Source organism: Variovorax sp. GW821-FHT06D12, assembly GCF_059419205.1.
In genome coordinates this window covers 16,023-30,794 of sequence record NZ_JBWKRI010000012.1, presented here as the reverse complement: position 1 = coordinate 30,794, position 14,772 = coordinate 16,023, and the positions used below count along the sequence as shown (strand labels likewise).

The 14,772-nt window shown below is 68.8% G+C and carries 14 protein-coding genes; 6 read left to right on the top strand and 8 right to left on the bottom strand.

Annotated features, from left to right (window positions below):
- Window positions 1–15: 15 nt before the first annotated feature.
- The 3 genes from mobB to AC07SQ_RS29335 are packed head-to-tail and all read left to right on the top strand — an operon-like array spanning window position 16 to window position 2,103.
- Window positions 16–561 (top strand): molybdopterin-guanine dinucleotide biosynthesis protein B, encoded by a 546-nt coding sequence (gene mobB, locus AC07SQ_RS29345; protein WP_095744706.1) that lies wholly within the window; start codon window positions 16–18, stop codon window positions 559–561.
- Window positions 554–1,843, top strand: coding sequence for a molybdopterin molybdotransferase MoeA (locus AC07SQ_RS29340; RefSeq protein WP_495273414.1), 1,290 nt, complete (start codon window positions 554–556; stop codon window positions 1,841–1,843). The genes mobB and AC07SQ_RS29340 overlap by 8 nt, the downstream gene beginning before the upstream one ends.
- 8 nt (window positions 1,844–1,851) lie before the next feature.
- Window positions 1,852–2,103, top strand: a complete 252-nt coding sequence (locus AC07SQ_RS29335) for a MoaD/ThiS family protein (protein ID WP_070059592.1) — start codon at window positions 1,852–1,854, stop codon at window positions 2,101–2,103.
- Here the strand turns inward: AC07SQ_RS29335 and dapA are convergent.
- Both dapA and AC07SQ_RS29325 read right to left on the bottom strand, forming a co-directional pair.
- Window positions 2,090–2,995 carry a 4-hydroxy-tetrahydrodipicolinate synthase gene (gene dapA / locus AC07SQ_RS29330; RefSeq protein WP_495273415.1) on the bottom strand — a complete coding sequence of 302 codons (906 nt, stop codon included), beginning with the start codon at window positions 2,993–2,995 and terminating at the stop codon, window positions 2,090–2,092. The genes AC07SQ_RS29335 and dapA overlap by 14 nt on opposite strands.
- 238 nt (window positions 2,996–3,233) lie before the next feature.
- Window positions 3,234–4,259, bottom strand: a complete 1,026-nt coding sequence (locus AC07SQ_RS29325; RefSeq protein WP_495273416.1) for a hypothetical protein — start codon at window positions 4,257–4,259, stop codon at window positions 3,234–3,236.
- A gap of 36 nt (window positions 4,260–4,295) precedes the next feature.
- Between AC07SQ_RS29325 and AC07SQ_RS29320 the strand changes: the two genes are divergently transcribed.
- On the top strand, window positions 4,296–4,781 hold the full coding sequence (locus AC07SQ_RS29320; RefSeq protein ID WP_447743081.1) for a molybdenum cofactor biosynthesis protein MoaE: 486 nt from the start codon (window positions 4,296–4,298) through the stop codon (window positions 4,779–4,781).
- 16 nt (window positions 4,782–4,797) lie between these two features.
- Here AC07SQ_RS29320 and AC07SQ_RS29315 read toward each other — a convergent pair whose 3' ends face one another.
- Both AC07SQ_RS29315 and AC07SQ_RS29310 read right to left on the bottom strand, forming a co-directional pair.
- Complete coding sequence (locus AC07SQ_RS29315; RefSeq protein WP_495273417.1) at window positions 4,798–5,634, bottom strand: acid phosphatase; 837 nt, start codon at window positions 5,632–5,634, stop codon at window positions 4,798–4,800.
- A gap of 121 nt (window positions 5,635–5,755) precedes the next feature.
- Window positions 5,756–6,736: a Bug family tripartite tricarboxylate transporter substrate binding protein gene (locus AC07SQ_RS29310; RefSeq protein WP_495273418.1), complete on the bottom strand. Its 981-nt coding sequence runs from the start codon at window positions 6,734–6,736 to the stop codon at window positions 5,756–5,758.
- Between the two features lie 156 nt (window positions 6,737–6,892).
- Between AC07SQ_RS29310 and clpB the strand changes: the two genes are divergently transcribed.
- Window positions 6,893–9,514: an ATP-dependent chaperone ClpB gene (gene clpB, locus AC07SQ_RS29305; RefSeq protein WP_495273419.1), complete on the top strand. Its 2,622-nt coding sequence runs from the start codon at window positions 6,893–6,895 to the stop codon at window positions 9,512–9,514.
- Between the two features lie 9 nt (window positions 9,515–9,523).
- Window positions 9,524–9,853, top strand: coding sequence for a hypothetical protein (locus AC07SQ_RS29300; RefSeq protein ID WP_223301262.1), 330 nt, complete (start codon window positions 9,524–9,526; stop codon window positions 9,851–9,853).
- A gap of 16 nt (window positions 9,854–9,869) precedes the next feature.
- Here AC07SQ_RS29300 and AC07SQ_RS29295 read toward each other — a convergent pair whose 3' ends face one another.
- Genes AC07SQ_RS29295 through AC07SQ_RS29280 form a run of 4 tightly spaced genes read right to left on the bottom strand, consistent with a single transcriptional unit; the run spans window position 9,870 to window position 14,772 of the window.
- On the bottom strand, window positions 9,870–11,693 hold the full coding sequence (locus AC07SQ_RS29295; RefSeq protein ID WP_495273420.1) for an AMP-dependent synthetase/ligase: 1,824 nt from the start codon (window positions 11,691–11,693) through the stop codon (window positions 9,870–9,872).
- A complete protein-coding gene (locus tag AC07SQ_RS29290; RefSeq protein WP_095744716.1) occupies window positions 11,690–12,523 on the bottom strand; it encodes an ABC transporter ATP-binding protein in 834 nt (277 codons plus the stop codon). The genes AC07SQ_RS29295 and AC07SQ_RS29290 overlap by 4 nt, the downstream gene beginning before the upstream one ends.
- A gap of 8 nt (window positions 12,524–12,531) precedes the next feature.
- On the bottom strand, window positions 12,532–13,719 hold the full coding sequence (locus AC07SQ_RS29285) for an ABC transporter substrate-binding protein (RefSeq protein ID WP_307586122.1): 1,188 nt from the start codon (window positions 13,717–13,719) through the stop codon (window positions 12,532–12,534).
- A 15-nt stretch (window positions 13,720–13,734) separates the two neighbouring features.
- A complete protein-coding gene (locus AC07SQ_RS29280; protein ID WP_070059585.1) occupies window positions 13,735–14,772 on the bottom strand; it encodes a branched-chain amino acid ABC transporter permease in 1,038 nt (345 codons plus the stop codon).

Sequence of the window (14,772 nt, the reverse complement as noted above, 5' to 3'; positions counted from 1 at the left end):
CGGGGCGCCCGCGGCATGAAGGTTGTCGGCTTCGCCGGGTATTCCGGCGCAGGCAAGACCACGCTGGTGGAGCGCCTGATTCCCGTGCTCAAGCAGCGCGGGCTGCGCGTGTCGGTGGTCAAGCATGCGCACCACCGCTTCGACATCGACCACGTCGGCAAGGACACCTGGCGCCATCGGCAGGCCGGGGCCTTCGAGGTGGTCGTCGCGTCCGACCAGCGGCTGGCGCTGATGCGCGAGTTCGAGGTGCCGGTCGAGCTCACGGTGCACCAGCTGCTCGCCGAGCTGCACCCGGCGGTCGACTGGGCGCTGGTCGAGGGCTTCCGGCACAGCGACGTGCTCAAGATCGAGGTCTGGCGTCCGAGCGGCGACGGCGAGGCGCCGCGCCCCGCGCTCTACATCGACGACCCCTTTGTCACCGCCATCGCCACCGATGCGCCGGACGGCCTGCCCGAGGCCACCGCGCGCCCGGTGCTCGACCTCAACGACGCCGAGGCCATTGCCACGTGGTTGATCGACAGCGGCGAGCGCTTCGACTACAACCCCGGACACCATGGCTGATTCCTCTCCCGTTCCCTTCGCCGCCTCGTCCTTGCGCCCGCCGCTGATGCCGCTCGATGAAGCGATCGCGGTGCTGCTCGCCAAGGCCCGGCCGCTGCTGCCGGCCGAAAGCGTCGGCACCTTCGACGCCGACGGGCGCGTGCTGGCGCAGGACCTCGTCTCGGGCCTCACCGTGCCGCCGCGCGACAACAGCGCGATGGACGGCTATGCCGTGCGCGCGGCCGATTGCGCCACGCCCGGCACCGAGCTGGCCGTGACGCAGCGCATTCCCGCCGGCACCGTCGGCACGCCGCTCGCGGCCGGCACGGCGGCGCGCATCTTTACGGGGGCGCAGATTCCTGAAGGCGCCGACGCGGTCGTCATGCAGGAAGACACGACCGCCACGCCGCAAGAGGGCGGCCTGGGGGCGGTGCGCATCGCCATCGCGCCCGTGGCCGGCCAGTGGGTGCGCCGCGCAGGCGAGGACGTGGCCTCGGGCGACGTGGTGCTCCAGCGCGGTGAACGCCTCACGCCCGCCGCGCTCGGCCTGGCCGCCAGCGTCGGCCTCGACACGCTGCAGGTCGCGCGCAAGCCGCGCGTGGCCATGCTCTCCACCGGCGACGAGCTGGTGATGCCCGGCGAGGTCGCGCCCGACGCGATGAAGCCTGGCGCGATCTACAACTCGAACCGCTTCTTCATGCGCGCGCTGCTGCACCGCCTGGGTTGCGAGGTGAACGACCTGGGCATCGTGCCCGACAACCGCGAAGCCACCATCGCCGCGCTGCGCGAGGCGGCCGAGGCGAACGACCTGATCATCACCACCGGCGGGGTCTCGGTCGGCGAAGAAGACCACATCCGTGCCGCGCTGCAGTCGCTGGGCGAGCTGCAGCATTGGGCGCTGTCGATGAAGCCCGGCAAGCCCTTCGCCTACGGCTCGATCGCACGCAGCAACGGGCAGGGCGTGTGCCATGTCACGGGGCTGCCCGGCAACCCGGTGTCGAGCTTCCTGACCTTCCTGATGCTGGTGCGGCCCTTCCTGCTCGCGCTGCAGGGCGCCACGCGCGTGGCGCCCGCGGCCGTGCCGCTGCGCGCCGATTTCGACTGGATGCGTGCCGACAAGCGCCGCGAGTTCCTGCGCGTGCGGCGCAACGCGGCGGGCGGGCTCGACCTGTTCGCCAACCAGAGCTCGGGCGTGCTCACCTCGATGGTCTGGGGCGACGGCCTGGTCGACAACCCGGCGGGCCGGACCATCCAGGTCGGCGACACCGTGAACTTCATTCCCCTCGCATCGCTGCTCGGCTGAACCACCCCATGAAGGTCCGCATCCGTTATTTCGCCTCCGTGCGCGAGGCACTGTCCAGCAGCGGTGAAACCGTCGACACGGCCGCCGGCACGCTCGCAGCCCTGCGCGACGAGCTCATCGCCCGCGGCGGCGCCTACGCCAGCGCGCTCGCGCGCGGCAAGGCCGTGCGCATGGCGCTCGACCAGGCCATGAGCGACGAAGCCGCCGCCCTGCGCGACGACTGCGAAGTCGCGTTCTTTCCGCCCGTCACGGGCGGCTGAGCCGCGCGTCCAGCGCCACGAGGCGCTCGCGCAGGCCGTCCGACGCGCGCGTCATCGGCGAGCGCAGCTCGTCACGCAGTTCGCCCGCATGCGCCAGCAGCGCCTTCAGCGGGCCCGGGTTGGGTTCGGCGAACAGCATCTCCAGCAGCGGTTGCAGAGGTTGCCATTCGGCGCGCGCCTCGGCCAGCCGGTTCTCGGCCAGCAGGCGCACCAGCCGCACGAGGCGCTTCGTCTGCACATGGCCGCTGGCCGCGATGGCGCCCACGCCGCCTTCGGCCATGGTGGCGAAGATCTGGTGGTCTTCGCCCGTGAGCACCTGCAGCCGGCCGTCGGCGATCACCGCGCGCGTCTTGGCCATGTCGCCGCCGCAGTCCTTGATGCCGCGGATGCGCGGGTGCTCGGCCAGCGCCAGCATCGTCTCGCGCGCGATGGTCACGCCGGTGCGGTAGGGGATGTCATAGACCAGCACGGGCACCGTGCTGGCATCGGCGATGGCGTGGAACCACTCGATCACGCCGGCCTGCGACGGGCGGATGTAGTGCGGCGCGGCCACCAGCAGGCCCGCCAGCGGGCGTTCCGAGAGCCTGCGCACCCATGCCGTGGTCTTGCCCAGGTGGTAGCCCGACACGCCCATCACGACCGGCAGGCCACCGGCAGCGGTGAGCACGGTGTCGAGCACGGCGAGCTGTTCGGCCTCGTCGAGCGCGGCGGCCTCGCCGGTGGAGCCGCAGGGCACGAAGCCGGTCACGCCGTCGTCGGCGAGCCGGCGCACGAGCGCCGCCAGGGCGGAGTGGTCGACCGCGCCGTCGCGGAACGGGGTGACGAGGGCGACCCACAGGCCCGAGAAATCGGTGGCGGTGGCGGTGTCGGCGGTTGGTTGTTGATGTGGCACGCAGGCTTCCTTTCAGGAATCGACCGATGGAAAGAACCACCGTCCGATGCGCGCGCAACCCAAGAGGGGCCAAAGCCTTGGCAGGTTCCGTCGCTCATCCGACGACGGAACCTCGGCTCCGGTCAGACGAGCTTTGGTTTTTTGGCTTTGTTGCCCTGGCGCGCGCGTGCCTGACCTTCGAACGAAGGCGAGAGGCGGGTGGACGTGCGGCGCGAAGGCATGGGCTGCATTGTCGCGCCTAGGCCGGCGGTGCGGTGGCGCTGCGTTGCAGGCTCACGACACGGCCGCCGTCGGCGGCGCGGGCATTGCCCAGGAACTCGACCGTGACCTGGTTGCCCAGCTGCGCGTCGGTCTTGAGGTCGAGTGCGCCGAACAGCTGGCCGTCGACCCGGAACCAGCGCACCTCCGCCGTGTGCTTGCCCTGCGGCACCTGGGCCGTGAGGATTTCGGTGACCGGCCCGCTCACCGTGTGCAGGTGCGTGAACCGGCGTGCGCGCAGCAGCTGTGGCAGCACGCCGACCGCGAACACCAGCGCGCAGATGGCGGCTGCGTACCCCGCCATGAACAGGCCGAAGCCCGGGCGAAAACCGTCGGCCCACGCCGTCCCGATCGCCAGGACCGCGCCGCCCGCCAGCACGATGCCCATGAAGCGGCGGTCCGAGCGCCCGGCGCGCCGACGGTCGCGCGAGGTGGCCGGCCGCTCGGTGCGCGTGGCCTCGCGTGCCATCGGATAGCGCGTGCGCAGCAGCAGATGCACGGCGTTGTCGCGCGCCAGGCATTCGATCTCGACGGGCGCTTGCGCCAGGTGCCGCACCGCCGTCAGCGGTCGGCCCGTGGCGTGGCTGCGAGGTGCGTCCAGGCCCAGCACTGGCGCGACGTCGATGTGGAACTGGCCGTCGACCGTGTAGCGCAGCGCGCCGCCGGGCAGGGCGGCCACGTGGTCCACGGTGCCGGCCACGGTGAACTTGCTGTTCTTCGCCAGGGCCTCGCGGGTGGCCTGGGCCCGGCGCCGGTCGATCCGCGTCCGATGGGTGAACAGCCACACGCCCAGCAGCAAGGTGACCAGTGCCGCCGCGTTCATCGCCAGGGCCAGGCCCGCCGGGGCGCCGGGCAGCCGCCCGATCACCACGAAGACGAGGGCGCAACCCGCCAGCAGGACGGCCAGCACCGCCAAGCCGGCAGCCGGGGTGCGCGCGGCAAGGTCGACGCGCCGCAGCATCTCGACATCGTCGGGTGTCAGGGGCTGCGACGTGGGAGCCGGCATCGGCGCAGTGTAGGGCGGCAGTGCCACAATTTGGGCATGTCCTCGCTCCCTCGCGTTTCCATCCAGACGGCCGACTTCGACGCCGGTGCCGAGATCGCCGCCCTGCGCGCGGCCGACGCGCGCGTCGGCGCCGTCTGCAGCTTCATCGGCACCGTGCGCGACCGCAACGACGGCAGCACCATCGCCTCGATGGAGCTGGAGCACTACCCCGGCATGACCGAGAAGGCCATCGAGGCCATGATCGACGAGGCCCACAAGCGCTTCGACATCCTTGGCGCGCGCGTGATCCACCGCGTGGGGCTGTTGCAGCCGCTGGACCAGATCATGATGGTGGCGGTCGTGTCCGCCCACCGCGGCCAGAGCTTCCAGGCCTGCGAGTTCCTGATGGACTACCTGAAGACCCAGGCGCCGTTCTGGAAGAAGGAGCAGACGCCCGAGGGCGCGCGCTGGGTCGATGCCCGCGTGACCGACGACGAGGCGCTGGCGCGCTGGGGCATCGCGGCTTCGAACAGCGCCACCTGAGCGGGGCGGTCGAGACTCAGGGCGCGATCAGCGCCGAGGCCGCCAGTGCTTTGGCTTCCGCACTGCAGTCCTGAGCGGGCACCGCACCCGCCGCACGGGCCTTCGCAATCTCCGCGCGGGCGCCCGCCATCTGCGCCTGGAACACCGGGTTCGTGTGCAGCCTGGCCACGGTCGCCGCGCCGACCAGCCGGCCGTTCTCGATGTCGCTCTGCCAGTGCACGCCGCAGACCGCGCGGCTTTGCGAGAAGGCCCGTCCACGCTGCAGCAGCGCGTCGGCGCGTTCGGGGGCGAGTTCCGTCAGCACCAGCGCCCAGGCCCAGCCCACGGCCGAGTGGCCCGAGGGGTAGGAGCCGTCCTTGGCCAGCGAGGCTTCTTCGGCGGGCGTGCAGCTGCCGGTCTTGAACGCGACGAAGGGGCGCGTGCGGTTGTAGGTGTTCTTGGCCTTGTAGGTGGCCGAGCCGGCGTCGGCCAGCGTGCGGCGCAGCAGCATGTTCAGGTTCGGCGTGGCCTGCTCGGAGATCGGCATGCCCAGCGCGCACGAGAACACCTCGGCGGCCTTCGGAAACTTGAGGTTGGCGTCCTGCACCGCCAGTGCGCCGCGCGGCGTGCCCTGCAGGGCCGTGAGCGCACGGAAGGTGGCGCCGTCGGCCGCCAGCGCGGCCGAGCCCTCGGCCGGGGGCGCCGGCAGCAGGGCGAGGCTGTCGGGCAGCTCGGCGGCGGGCAGGTAGCCCTTCAGGTAGCCCGAACCCGGGCGCAATTCGCCGACGTCGGCAGGGGAAATGGGCGCGGTGCTGCCGCAGGCGCCGAGCAGCAGCGCGGCCGCCAGCGAGGCGGCGAGGGTCGTGAATCGCATGAGGATGTGTCTCCGGCTTTGTTGTTGGAAGGCGAGGGCCCATCGTAGAGGGGCCCCGCCGGGCCGGAATATCACCCATGTGACGGAGGGCGCCTCAGCCCGCCCGTCGTTTCGAAACAGATCAGGGCTTGAAGCCGCTCGCCTGGATGATCTTTTCCCAGGTCTGCGTGTAGGTGCGCACGCGGCCGGCGAACTGGCCCTGGGGCTCGTAGCCGACCGTCAGGCCCATGGTGGTGAGCTTCTGCTTCACGTCGGGCATGGCCAGCACCTTCTGCAGCGCGTCGCCGTACCTGTCGATGATTGGCTGCGGCGTGCCCACCGGCGCGAAGATGCCGTAGTAGGGCAGGTCCTCCAGGTTCGCAAAGCCCAGCTCGGTGAAGGTCGGCACGTTCGGCAGCAGCGCCTGGCGCTTGGCGCCGATCGAGGCCACGATGCGCACCTTGCCCGCGCGGTGGTTCTCGATGAAGTCGGGCACCGAGGCGATGCCCGCCGTGATCTGATTGCCCAGCATGTCGGCCGTCATGGGCGCGCTGCCGCGGTAGGGCGCGGGCTGCACGTCGATCTTGTACTTGTCCGAGATCATCTTCACCAGGAACTCGGGGATCGACGCGGGTGCCGGCACGCCGATGGTTTCCTTGCCGCCCTTTTGCGTGCGGATCCACTTCACGTACTCGTCGATGCTCTTGGCCGGCGTGCCGCCCGACACCGCCAGCACGTTGGCAAAGGTGGCAAAGCCGGCCACGGGCACGAAGTCGGTGGCGGGGTTGAAGCCCGGGTTCTTCACCACCTGCGGCAGGATCGAGATGGAGTGGTCATGCGACAGGAACAGCGTGTGGCCGTCGGCCGGCGCGGCCTTCAGCGCCTGCGCCGCGATCTGGCCGCCCGCGCCCGCGCGGTTCTCGACCACCACGGGCACGCCCAGCACGTCCTTGAGCTTTTCGCCCAGGGTGCGGGCGATGGCGTCGGTGCCCGCGCCGGCGGGAAAACCCACCAGGAGGCGCACCGGCGTGCCGCTCTGGGCCTGCGCCAGGCCGGCCATGCCCATGGCCGCAGCCAAGAGACCCACGCTGAACGCGCGGCGCATCGGTTGGACGCGCTGCATTGAAAAAACCATGATCGACTCCATTCGAAGAAAGAGAGAAATGCCTACGGCAGGAAGGTGCGGGGCCCGGTGCAATACCCGTGCCCAGGGTGCAAATCCGATTCGCAACCTTGAATCGTGCCCGAACAGCCCTATTTTGGATGCAGGAATACCACCATGCGACAAGACAAACTCACCACCAAATTTCAGGAAGCACTGAGCGACGCCCAGTCGCTCGCCCTTGGCAGCGACAACGCCTACATCGAGCCGGCCCACCTGCTGGTCGCGATGCTGCGCCAGGACGACGGCCCGCGCGCCCTGCTGGAGCGTGCCGGCGTCAACGTGCCCGGGCTGCTGCAGGCCGCCGAAGGCGCCATCAAGAAACTGCCCCAGGTGCAGGGCCACGACATCGTGCAGGTCGGCCCCGAGCTGGGCAAGCTGCTGCAGGCGACCGAGAAGGAAGCCATCAAGCGCAATGACCAGTTCATTGCGGGCGAACTCTTTCTGCTCGCCGTGGCCGACAGCAAGGCCGACATCGGCAAGATCGCCAAGGACAACGGCCTGAGCCGCAAGTCGCTCGAATCGGCCATCGAGGCCGTGCGCGGCGGGCAGGGCGTGAACAGCGCCGACGCCGAAGGCCAGCGCGAAGCCCTCAAGAAATACTGCCTGGACCTCACCGAGCGCGCCCGCCTGGGCAAGCTCGACCCGGTCATCGGCCGCGACGAGGAAATCCGCCGCGCCATCCAGGTGCTGCAACGCCGCACCAAGAACAACCCCGTGCTCATCGGCGAACCCGGCGTGGGCAAGACCGCCATCGTCGAAGGCCTGGCCCAGCGCATCGTCGCGGGCGAAGTGCCCGAGTCGCTGAAGGGCAAACGCGTGCTGTCGCTCGACATGGCCGCGCTGCTGGCCGGTGCCAAGTTCCGCGGCGAGTTCGAAGAGCGCCTGAAGACCGTGCTCAACGAACTCGCGAAGGACGAAGGCCAGACCATCGTCTTCATCGACGAGCTGCACACCATGGTCGGTGCCGGCAAGGCCGAAGGCGCGATGGACGCGGGCAACATGCTCAAGCCCGCGCTCGCGCGCGGCGAGCTGCACTGCGTGGGTGCCACCACCCTGGACGAGTACCGCAAGTACATCGAGAAGGACGCCGCGCTGGAGCGCCGCTTCCAGAAGATCATCGTGGGCGAGCCCAGCGTCGAGGCCACCATCGCCATCCTGCGCGGCCTGCAGGAGAAGTACGAAGTGCACCACGGCGTGCAGATCACCGACCCGGCCATCGTGGCCGCGGCCGAGCTGTCTGATCGCTACATCACCGACCGCTTCCTGCCCGACAAGGCCATCGACCTGATCGACGAGGCCGCGGCCAAGATCAAGATCGAGATGGACTCCAAGCCCGAGGTCATGGACCGCCTCGACCGCCGCCTGATCCAGCTGCAGATCGAGCGCGAAGCCGTGCGCCGCGAAAAGGACGAAGCCTCGCAGAAGCGCTTCGGCCTCATCGAGGACGAGATCACCAAGCTGCAAAAGGAAATCGCCGACTACGACGAGATCTGGCAGGCCGAGAAGGCCCAGGCCCAGGGCAGCGCGCACGTGCGCGAAGACATCGACAAGATCAAGTTCCAGATCGAGGAATGGAAGCGCAAGGGCGACTTCAACAAGGTCGCCGAGCTGCAATACGGCCAACTGCCGGCGCTCGAGAAGCGCCTGAAGGAAGCCGAAGAGAGCGAGGCGAGCAAGGGCAAGTCCAGTGCGCCCACGCTGCTGCGCACGCAGGTCGGTTCGGAAGAAATCGCCGAGGTCGTGGCACGCGCCACCGGCATCCCGGTCGCCAAGCTGATGCAGGGCGAACGCGACAAGCTGCTCGTGATGGAAGACAAGCTGCACGAGCGCGTGGTCGGCCAGGACGAGGCCATCGGTGCGGTCGCCAACGCGATCCGCCGCTCGCGCTCGGGCCTGAGCGATCCGAACCGCCCCACGGGTTCGTTCCTGTTCCTCGGCCCCACGGGCGTGGGCAAGACCGAACTGTGCAAGGCGCTCGCGGGCTTCCTGTTCGACAGCGAAGACCACCTGATCCGCATCGACATGAGCGAGTTCATGGAGAAGCATTCGGTCGCCCGCCTCATCGGCGCGCCGCCGGGCTACGTGGGCTATGAAGAGGGCGGCTACCTCACGGAAGCCGTGCGCCGCAAGCCCTACAGCGTGGTGCTGCTCGACGAGGTCGAGAAGGCCCACCCCGACGTGTTCAACGTGCTGCTGCAGGTGCTCGACGACGGTCGCCTCACGGACGGCCAGGGCCGCACCGTGGACTTCAAGAACACCGTGATCGTGATGACCAGCAACATCGGCTCGCCGATCATCCAGGCGATGGTGGGCCAGCCGAGCGAGGAGATCAAGGAAGCGGTGTGGGACGAGCTGAAGAACTACTTCCGCCCCGAGTTTCTGAACCGCATCGACGAGACCGTCGTGTTCCACGCGCTCGACGCGAAGAACATCGAATCGATCGCCGCGATCCAGCTCAAGGTGCTGCAGGCGCGCCTGGCGAAGATGGACCTGGGCCTGCAGGTGTCGCCTGCGGCGCTGGCCGAAATTGCCAAGGTCGGCTTCGACCCGGTGTTCGGTGCGCGTCCGCTCAAGCGTGCGATCCAGCAGCGCATCGAGAACCCGCTCTCGAAGCTGTTGCTGGACGGCAGCTTCGGGCCGAAGGACACGATCGAGGTCGAAACCGACCCGATCCAGTCGCCGGGCCAGTTCTCGTTCCGCAAGGGCGGGGAACCAACGGCGGCTGCATCGGCCTAAAGTCGGATGATGAACTTCATTCTTCGCGTCATTCTTCTGCTCCTGGGGCTGGTCTTCGCGGCCAGCCTGGCCGTGGCGGCCCTGCTGCTGGCGGCGGTGTGGGGTGTGCGCTACGCCTGGGGGCGCCTCACGGGCAAGCCCGTGACGCCCTGGGTCATGCGTTTCAACCCGCGCTCGGGTTTCGACCGATTTCGCCATGCGGCACAACAGCCGGCCGAGCCCACGGCCGCCGACGTGGTCAGTGCCCGTGCGCGCGGCGAATCGGTGCGCAGCCCGGTCGTGCTGGGCCCTGCCGACGATGTGACCGACGTGCGGGCCCGGCCCGTGCGCGGCGACTGAGCCTTTTTCTTCCCGATCAGGCGCTGTACAGCGCCTCGATCTCGTTGGCGTAGGCCTTGTAGATGCTGGAGCGCCGCACCTTCATGGTGGCGGTGACTTCACCGTCGTCATGGTCCAACTCTTTGGTGAGCAGATGAAAACGTCTGATCTGCGACACCTGCGCCAGCTTCCCATTGCCGCGCGCCACTTCGGCCTCGATCAGCGCGCGCACCTTGGGTTCTTCCACCAGCGAGCGGAAATGCGTAAAGGGCAGGCGCTGCGCTTCGGCCCATTTGCCGACCGTCTCGTAGTCGATCTGCAGCAGCGCGCCGACGAACTTGCGGCCGTCCGCCACCACGATGCATTCCTTGATGAAGGGGCTGCCCTTCATGGTGTTCTCGATCTCCGAGGGCGTGAGGTTCTTGCCGCCGGCGGTGATCATGATGTCCTTCAGCCGGTCGACGATGCGCAGCTGCCCGCCGGCTTCCTCGCGCACCACGTCGCCCGTGTGCAGCCAGCCATCGCGGATCGATGAGGCCGTGGCCTCGGGGTTCTTGTAGTAGCCCTCGAACACCATGTCGCCGCGCACCAGCAGCTCGCCGGCTTCGCCCACGCGGTGCTCGGTGCCCAGCGTGGGCGGGCCGACGGTGCCGATGGTCACGGCGTCGGCGCGGTGGCCCGAGACCATGCCGGTCGATTCGGTGAGCCCGTACACCTCGACCAGCGGCACGCCCAGCGTGCGAAAGAAGCGCACCACGTCCGCGGGAATCGGCGCCGCGCCCGTGAGCGCGATGCGCGCGCGGCGCAGGCCGATGAAGTTCTGCAGGGCGCGCAGCACGGTCCAGTAGGCGAGGGCGAAGCGGCCGCGCTCGGCCAGCGTCCAGGTGCTGCGCGGCTTCTCGGCCAGCGGCGCGCAGGCCTCGATGGCCTTGCGGAACAGCGCGCGCTGCAGCCGCCCGGTTTCCTGCATCTTGATGCTGATGCCCGCGTGCAGCTTTTCCCAGATGCGTGGCACGCCGAGGAACATGGTGGGGGCCACCTCGCGCAGGTCTTCCTGCACGGTGCGGATCGATTCGCCGAAGTTGACCTGCGAGCCCAGGTACAGCGGCACGAAGGCCGTGAGCATCTGCTCGGCCACGTGGCACAGCGGCAGGTACGACAGGTGCGTGGTGCCGCCGTCGAGCCCGAGCCGCTCGACGATGCCGGGCACGACGCCGCGGATGTTGCGGTACGAAATCATCGCGCCCTTGGGCTTGCCGGTGGAGCCCGAGGTGTAGATCATCAAACCGATGTCGGCGAGCGTCTGCCGCTGCAGCGCGGCGTCGATGAGCGCGGTGCCATCGCGCGCCAGCACCTCGGCGCCGGCCTGCTCGACCTCCGCAAAGGTCGCGATGCGCTCGCGCACTTCGGGCGGGTAGCTCGCAAGGCCCTTGGTCTCGATCACGACGATCTTGCGCAGGCGCGGCAATTGGTCGAGCGCGTCGAGCACCTTGTCGGTCTGCTCCTGGTCCTCGCAGACGATCACCTCGATGTCCGCATGGCCGACCACGTAGGCCACCTCGTTGCTCGGGCTGGTGGGGTACACGCCCACGGTCACGGCGCCGATGAGCCCCGCGCCCATCTGCGCGAGCAGCCACTCGACGCGGTTCTCCGAGATCACGCCCAGGTGCCCGCCGGGCGCGAGGCCCATGGCGTGCAGGCCCAGGCCGAAGCGGCTCGCGCGCTGCAGGTAGCCGGCCCAGTCCAGCGGATGCCAGATGCCGAAGTCCTTCTGGCGGATCGCGGTGCGCTGCGGCTGCAGGCGTGCCTGCTCGCGCAGCATCTGCGGCAGCGTGAGCGAAGGGAGCGGGTTCGTCGTCATGACAGCCAGCGCTTGCGGCGCTTGTAGTGCTTCAGCTCGCGGAAGCTGCGCGATTCGCCGCTGCCGCCCACGCCGAGGTAGAACTCGCGCACGTCGGGGTCGGCCGCAAGGCGCTCGGCGCTGCCGTCGATCACGACCTTGCCGCTTTCCATGATGTAGCCCGTGTGCGCAATGGCCAGTGCCACGCTGGCGTTCTGTTCCACCAGCAGCATCGAGGTGCCGCGCTCGGCGTTGATGCGCGCGATGATCGTGAAGATGTCCTCGACCAGCTTGGGCGACAGGCCCAGCGAAGGCTCGTCGAGCAATATCAGCTGGGGCTGCGCGACCAGCGCGCGGCCGATGGCGAGCATCTGCTGCTCGCCGCCCGAGAGGTAGCCCGCGAGGCCCTTGCGGCGCTCGTGCAGGCGAGGGAAGTAGGCGTAGACGTCGTCGAAGTTGCGCGACGCGGGCGCGACGCCCGTGCGGCCCGTCAGCGCGTAGGTCGCAGCGACCAGGTTCTCTTCGACCGTGAGGTCTTCGAACACGCGCCGGCCTTCCATCACATGGCTCAGGCCGCGCCGCACCAGCTGCTGCGGCGCGAGCCGCTCGGTCGGTGCGCCGTCGAACACGATGCGCCCGGCCTCGACCTCGCCGTCCTCCAGCGCGAGCAGGCCCGACACCGCCTTCAGCGTGGTCGACTTGCCCGCGCCGTTGCTGCCCAGCAGCGCCACGATCTGTCCGCGCGGCACGGCCAGCGACAGGCCGCGCAGCACCTGCACGACCTTGTTGTAGACCACCTCGATGTTGTTGACCTCCAGTACGAGGTCGGGCGGTGCCGCGCGCGCGTCCATCGTGTCGATCAGTTCAGTGCGATCCAGTCGGAGGCCGGCACCATCTTCTGCGCCTTCATGTCGGCCTTGTAGACGCGGCCCACGGGAATCGAATTGCCCTTGATGGTGATCGGCGTGCCGATGATCCCGCCGGTGTCGAAGTCCTTGATGGTGTTGAGCGCGGCCTTCAGGTTCTTGCCATCGAGCGGCTTGCCGGCGTCGAGCGTGCGCTTGGCGGCCTCGGTGAACAGCATCGCCGTGAGGAAGCCCTGCGTGTAGGCCGTGCTCTGGTACTCGGGGCGCAGCGCGCGGATCTTGTCGAGCATCGGCGCCTTGGCCGAGGTGTCGTAGTAGTAGCGGTAGGGCATGACACCCATGAAGCCGTCGCCGCCTTCGCCCATCTTCATGACGGTGGAGCTGTCCATGGTCCAGAAGGTGCCCATCCACTTGCTGGTCATGCCCATCTGCTTGCCCTGCTGCACGAACTCGGGAATGGGCGCCAGGATGTAGCCGTGGAAGATCGTGTAGTCGGGCGCGGCGCGGCGCAGCTTGATGACTTCGGTCGACACGTCGACGCTGCCCGCGGGCGTCATGAGCTTCACGGGCACGCTCAGGCCCAGCTTTTTGGCAGCAGCTTCGCTGGCCTCGATGGGGTCGCGGCCGAACTCGGAGTCGGAGTACACGAAGGCCACCTTCGCGCCCGGCTTTTCCTTGGCGATGTGGCGCAGCAGGATGCCGATCTGCTCGGTGTAGTCGGGGCCCACGAGGAACTGGTTCGGGTACTTGGCCGGGTCGTTCAGCTCGGTCGCGAACGAGGCGCCCGCCATCAAAATCTGGCCGCCGCGGTCGAGCTCGGGGTTGATGGTCTTGGAGAAACCGGTGGAGTCGCCGTAGTAGAGGTTGACCTTGTTCTGGCTCGTGATCTTCTTGAAGGCCGCCACCGACACGTCGACCTTGTAGCCCGTGTCTTCCGGTACGTAGCGCAGCTTGCGGCCCTTGATGCCGCCCGCGTCGTTGACCATCTTCACGTAGTCGGCAATGCCGGCGTTGATGCCCACGCCCGCGAAGGCGAACACGCCGGTCATGGGGATCGAGCCGCCGATGACGATGTCCTCGTTGCCTTGCGCGTTCGCTGCGAACGGCACGGCGGCGGCCAGGCCTGCGGCGATCAGCAGGGCGCGGCGCTGGGGGGAAAGCTTCTTCGTTGTCTTGGGCATGTGTGTCTCCTGGTTCTAGTTACGAAACGGCCATAGATGGAAAAAGCGGCGCAGGCGCCGCCACACTTCTGCGAGCCCGTGCGGCTCGAACACCAGAAATCCGACGATCAGCAGGCCGAAGACGACGGTGCGCACCGGCGAGAGGAACACGGTCATCTCGACGCCGCCCGGCAGCAGGTCGACCACCAGCTTGAGCAGCTCGGGCACCATGGTCATGAACACGGCGCCGAAGATGCCACCCAGGATGGTGCCCATGCCGCCGACGATGATGGCGGCCAGGAAGAAGATCGACATCAGGAGCGGAAAGCTCTCGGGCGTGACCACGCGGAAGAAGTAGGCCCACAGGCCCCCCGCCACGCCGGCGTAGAACGACGACAGCCCGAACGACAGCAGCTTGTAGCGCAGCAGCGGAATGCCCAGCACCTCGGCCGAGATGTCGCGGTCGCGGATGGCGATGAAGGCGCGACCCACGCGCGTGCGGAACAGGTTGGCCGCGCCGAGCACCATCAGCACCATCACGGGCACGATCACCCAGTACAGGCGAAACGAGGTGTCCAGCGGCAGGCCGAAGAGCTGCGCGGGCGGCAGCGAGATGCCCGTGGTGCCGCCCGTGAGCTTGAGGTTGGCGAACAGGAAGTGCGTGATGAACGACGCGGCGATGGTCGCGATGGCCAGGTACAGGCCCTTCACGCGCAGCGACGGAATGCCGACGACGAGCCCGCCGAGCATCGCGACCACGCCGCCCGCGAGGATGTTCAGCAGGAAGGGCGTGCCCAACCGCGTCTGCATGATCGCGACCGTGTACGCGCCCAGCCCCATGAACGCGGCCTGCCCGAGGCTCACGAGGCCCGTGTAGCCCGTGAGGATGTTCAGGCCCGTGGCGCTCGCGACGTTGATGGCGACGAGGCACGCGAGGTACAGCCAGTAGTCGCTGGCCATGAAGGGGAACAGCACGAGCAGCGCCGCGCCGATCGCGAGCCACACCTTCTGCGTGCGCGAGTCGAACAGCGCCGCGTCGGCGATGTAGCTTTGCTTGAGGGTGCCGATGCGCAT

What these genes read in the sequence shown, in the direction of transcription:
- mobB (WP_095744706.1), top strand. Translation starts at nt 16, where the DNA reads ATGAAGGTTGTCGGCTTCGCCGGGTATTCCGGCGCAGGCAAGACCACG.
- AC07SQ_RS29340 (WP_495273414.1), top strand. Translation starts at nt 554, where the DNA reads ATGGCTGATTCCTCTCCCGTTCCCTTCGCCGCCTCGTCCTTGCGCCCG.
- AC07SQ_RS29335 (WP_070059592.1), top strand. Translation starts at nt 1,852, where the DNA reads ATGAAGGTCCGCATCCGTTATTTCGCCTCCGTGCGCGAGGCACTGTCC.
- AC07SQ_RS29325 (WP_495273416.1), bottom strand. Translation starts at nt 4,259, where the DNA reads ATGCCGGCTCCCACGTCGCAGCCCCTGACACCCGACGATGTCGAGATG.
- AC07SQ_RS29320 (WP_447743081.1), top strand. Translation starts at nt 4,296, where the DNA reads ATGTCCTCGCTCCCTCGCGTTTCCATCCAGACGGCCGACTTCGACGCC.
- AC07SQ_RS29315 (WP_495273417.1), bottom strand. Translation starts at nt 5,634, where the DNA reads ATGCGATTCACGACCCTCGCCGCCTCGCTGGCGGCCGCGCTGCTGCTC.
- AC07SQ_RS29310 (WP_495273418.1), bottom strand. Translation starts at nt 6,736, where the DNA reads ATGCAGCGCGTCCAACCGATGCGCCGCGCGTTCAGCGTGGGTCTCTTG.
- clpB (WP_495273419.1), top strand. Translation starts at nt 6,893, where the DNA reads ATGCGACAAGACAAACTCACCACCAAATTTCAGGAAGCACTGAGCGAC.
- AC07SQ_RS29300 (WP_223301262.1), top strand. Translation starts at nt 9,524, where the DNA reads ATGAACTTCATTCTTCGCGTCATTCTTCTGCTCCTGGGGCTGGTCTTC.
- AC07SQ_RS29295 (WP_495273420.1), bottom strand. Translation starts at nt 11,693, where the DNA reads ATGACGACGAACCCGCTCCCTTCGCTCACGCTGCCGCAGATGCTGCGC.
- AC07SQ_RS29290 (WP_095744716.1), bottom strand. Translation starts at nt 12,523, where the DNA reads ATGGACGCGCGCGCGGCACCGCCCGACCTCGTACTGGAGGTCAACAAC.
- AC07SQ_RS29285 (WP_307586122.1), bottom strand. Translation starts at nt 13,719, where the DNA reads ATGCCCAAGACAACGAAGAAGCTTTCCCCCCAGCGCCGCGCCCTGCTG.
- AC07SQ_RS29280 (WP_070059585.1), bottom strand. Translation starts at nt 14,772, where the DNA reads ATGCGCATCGGCACCCTCAAGCAAAGCTACATCGCCGACGCGGCGCTG.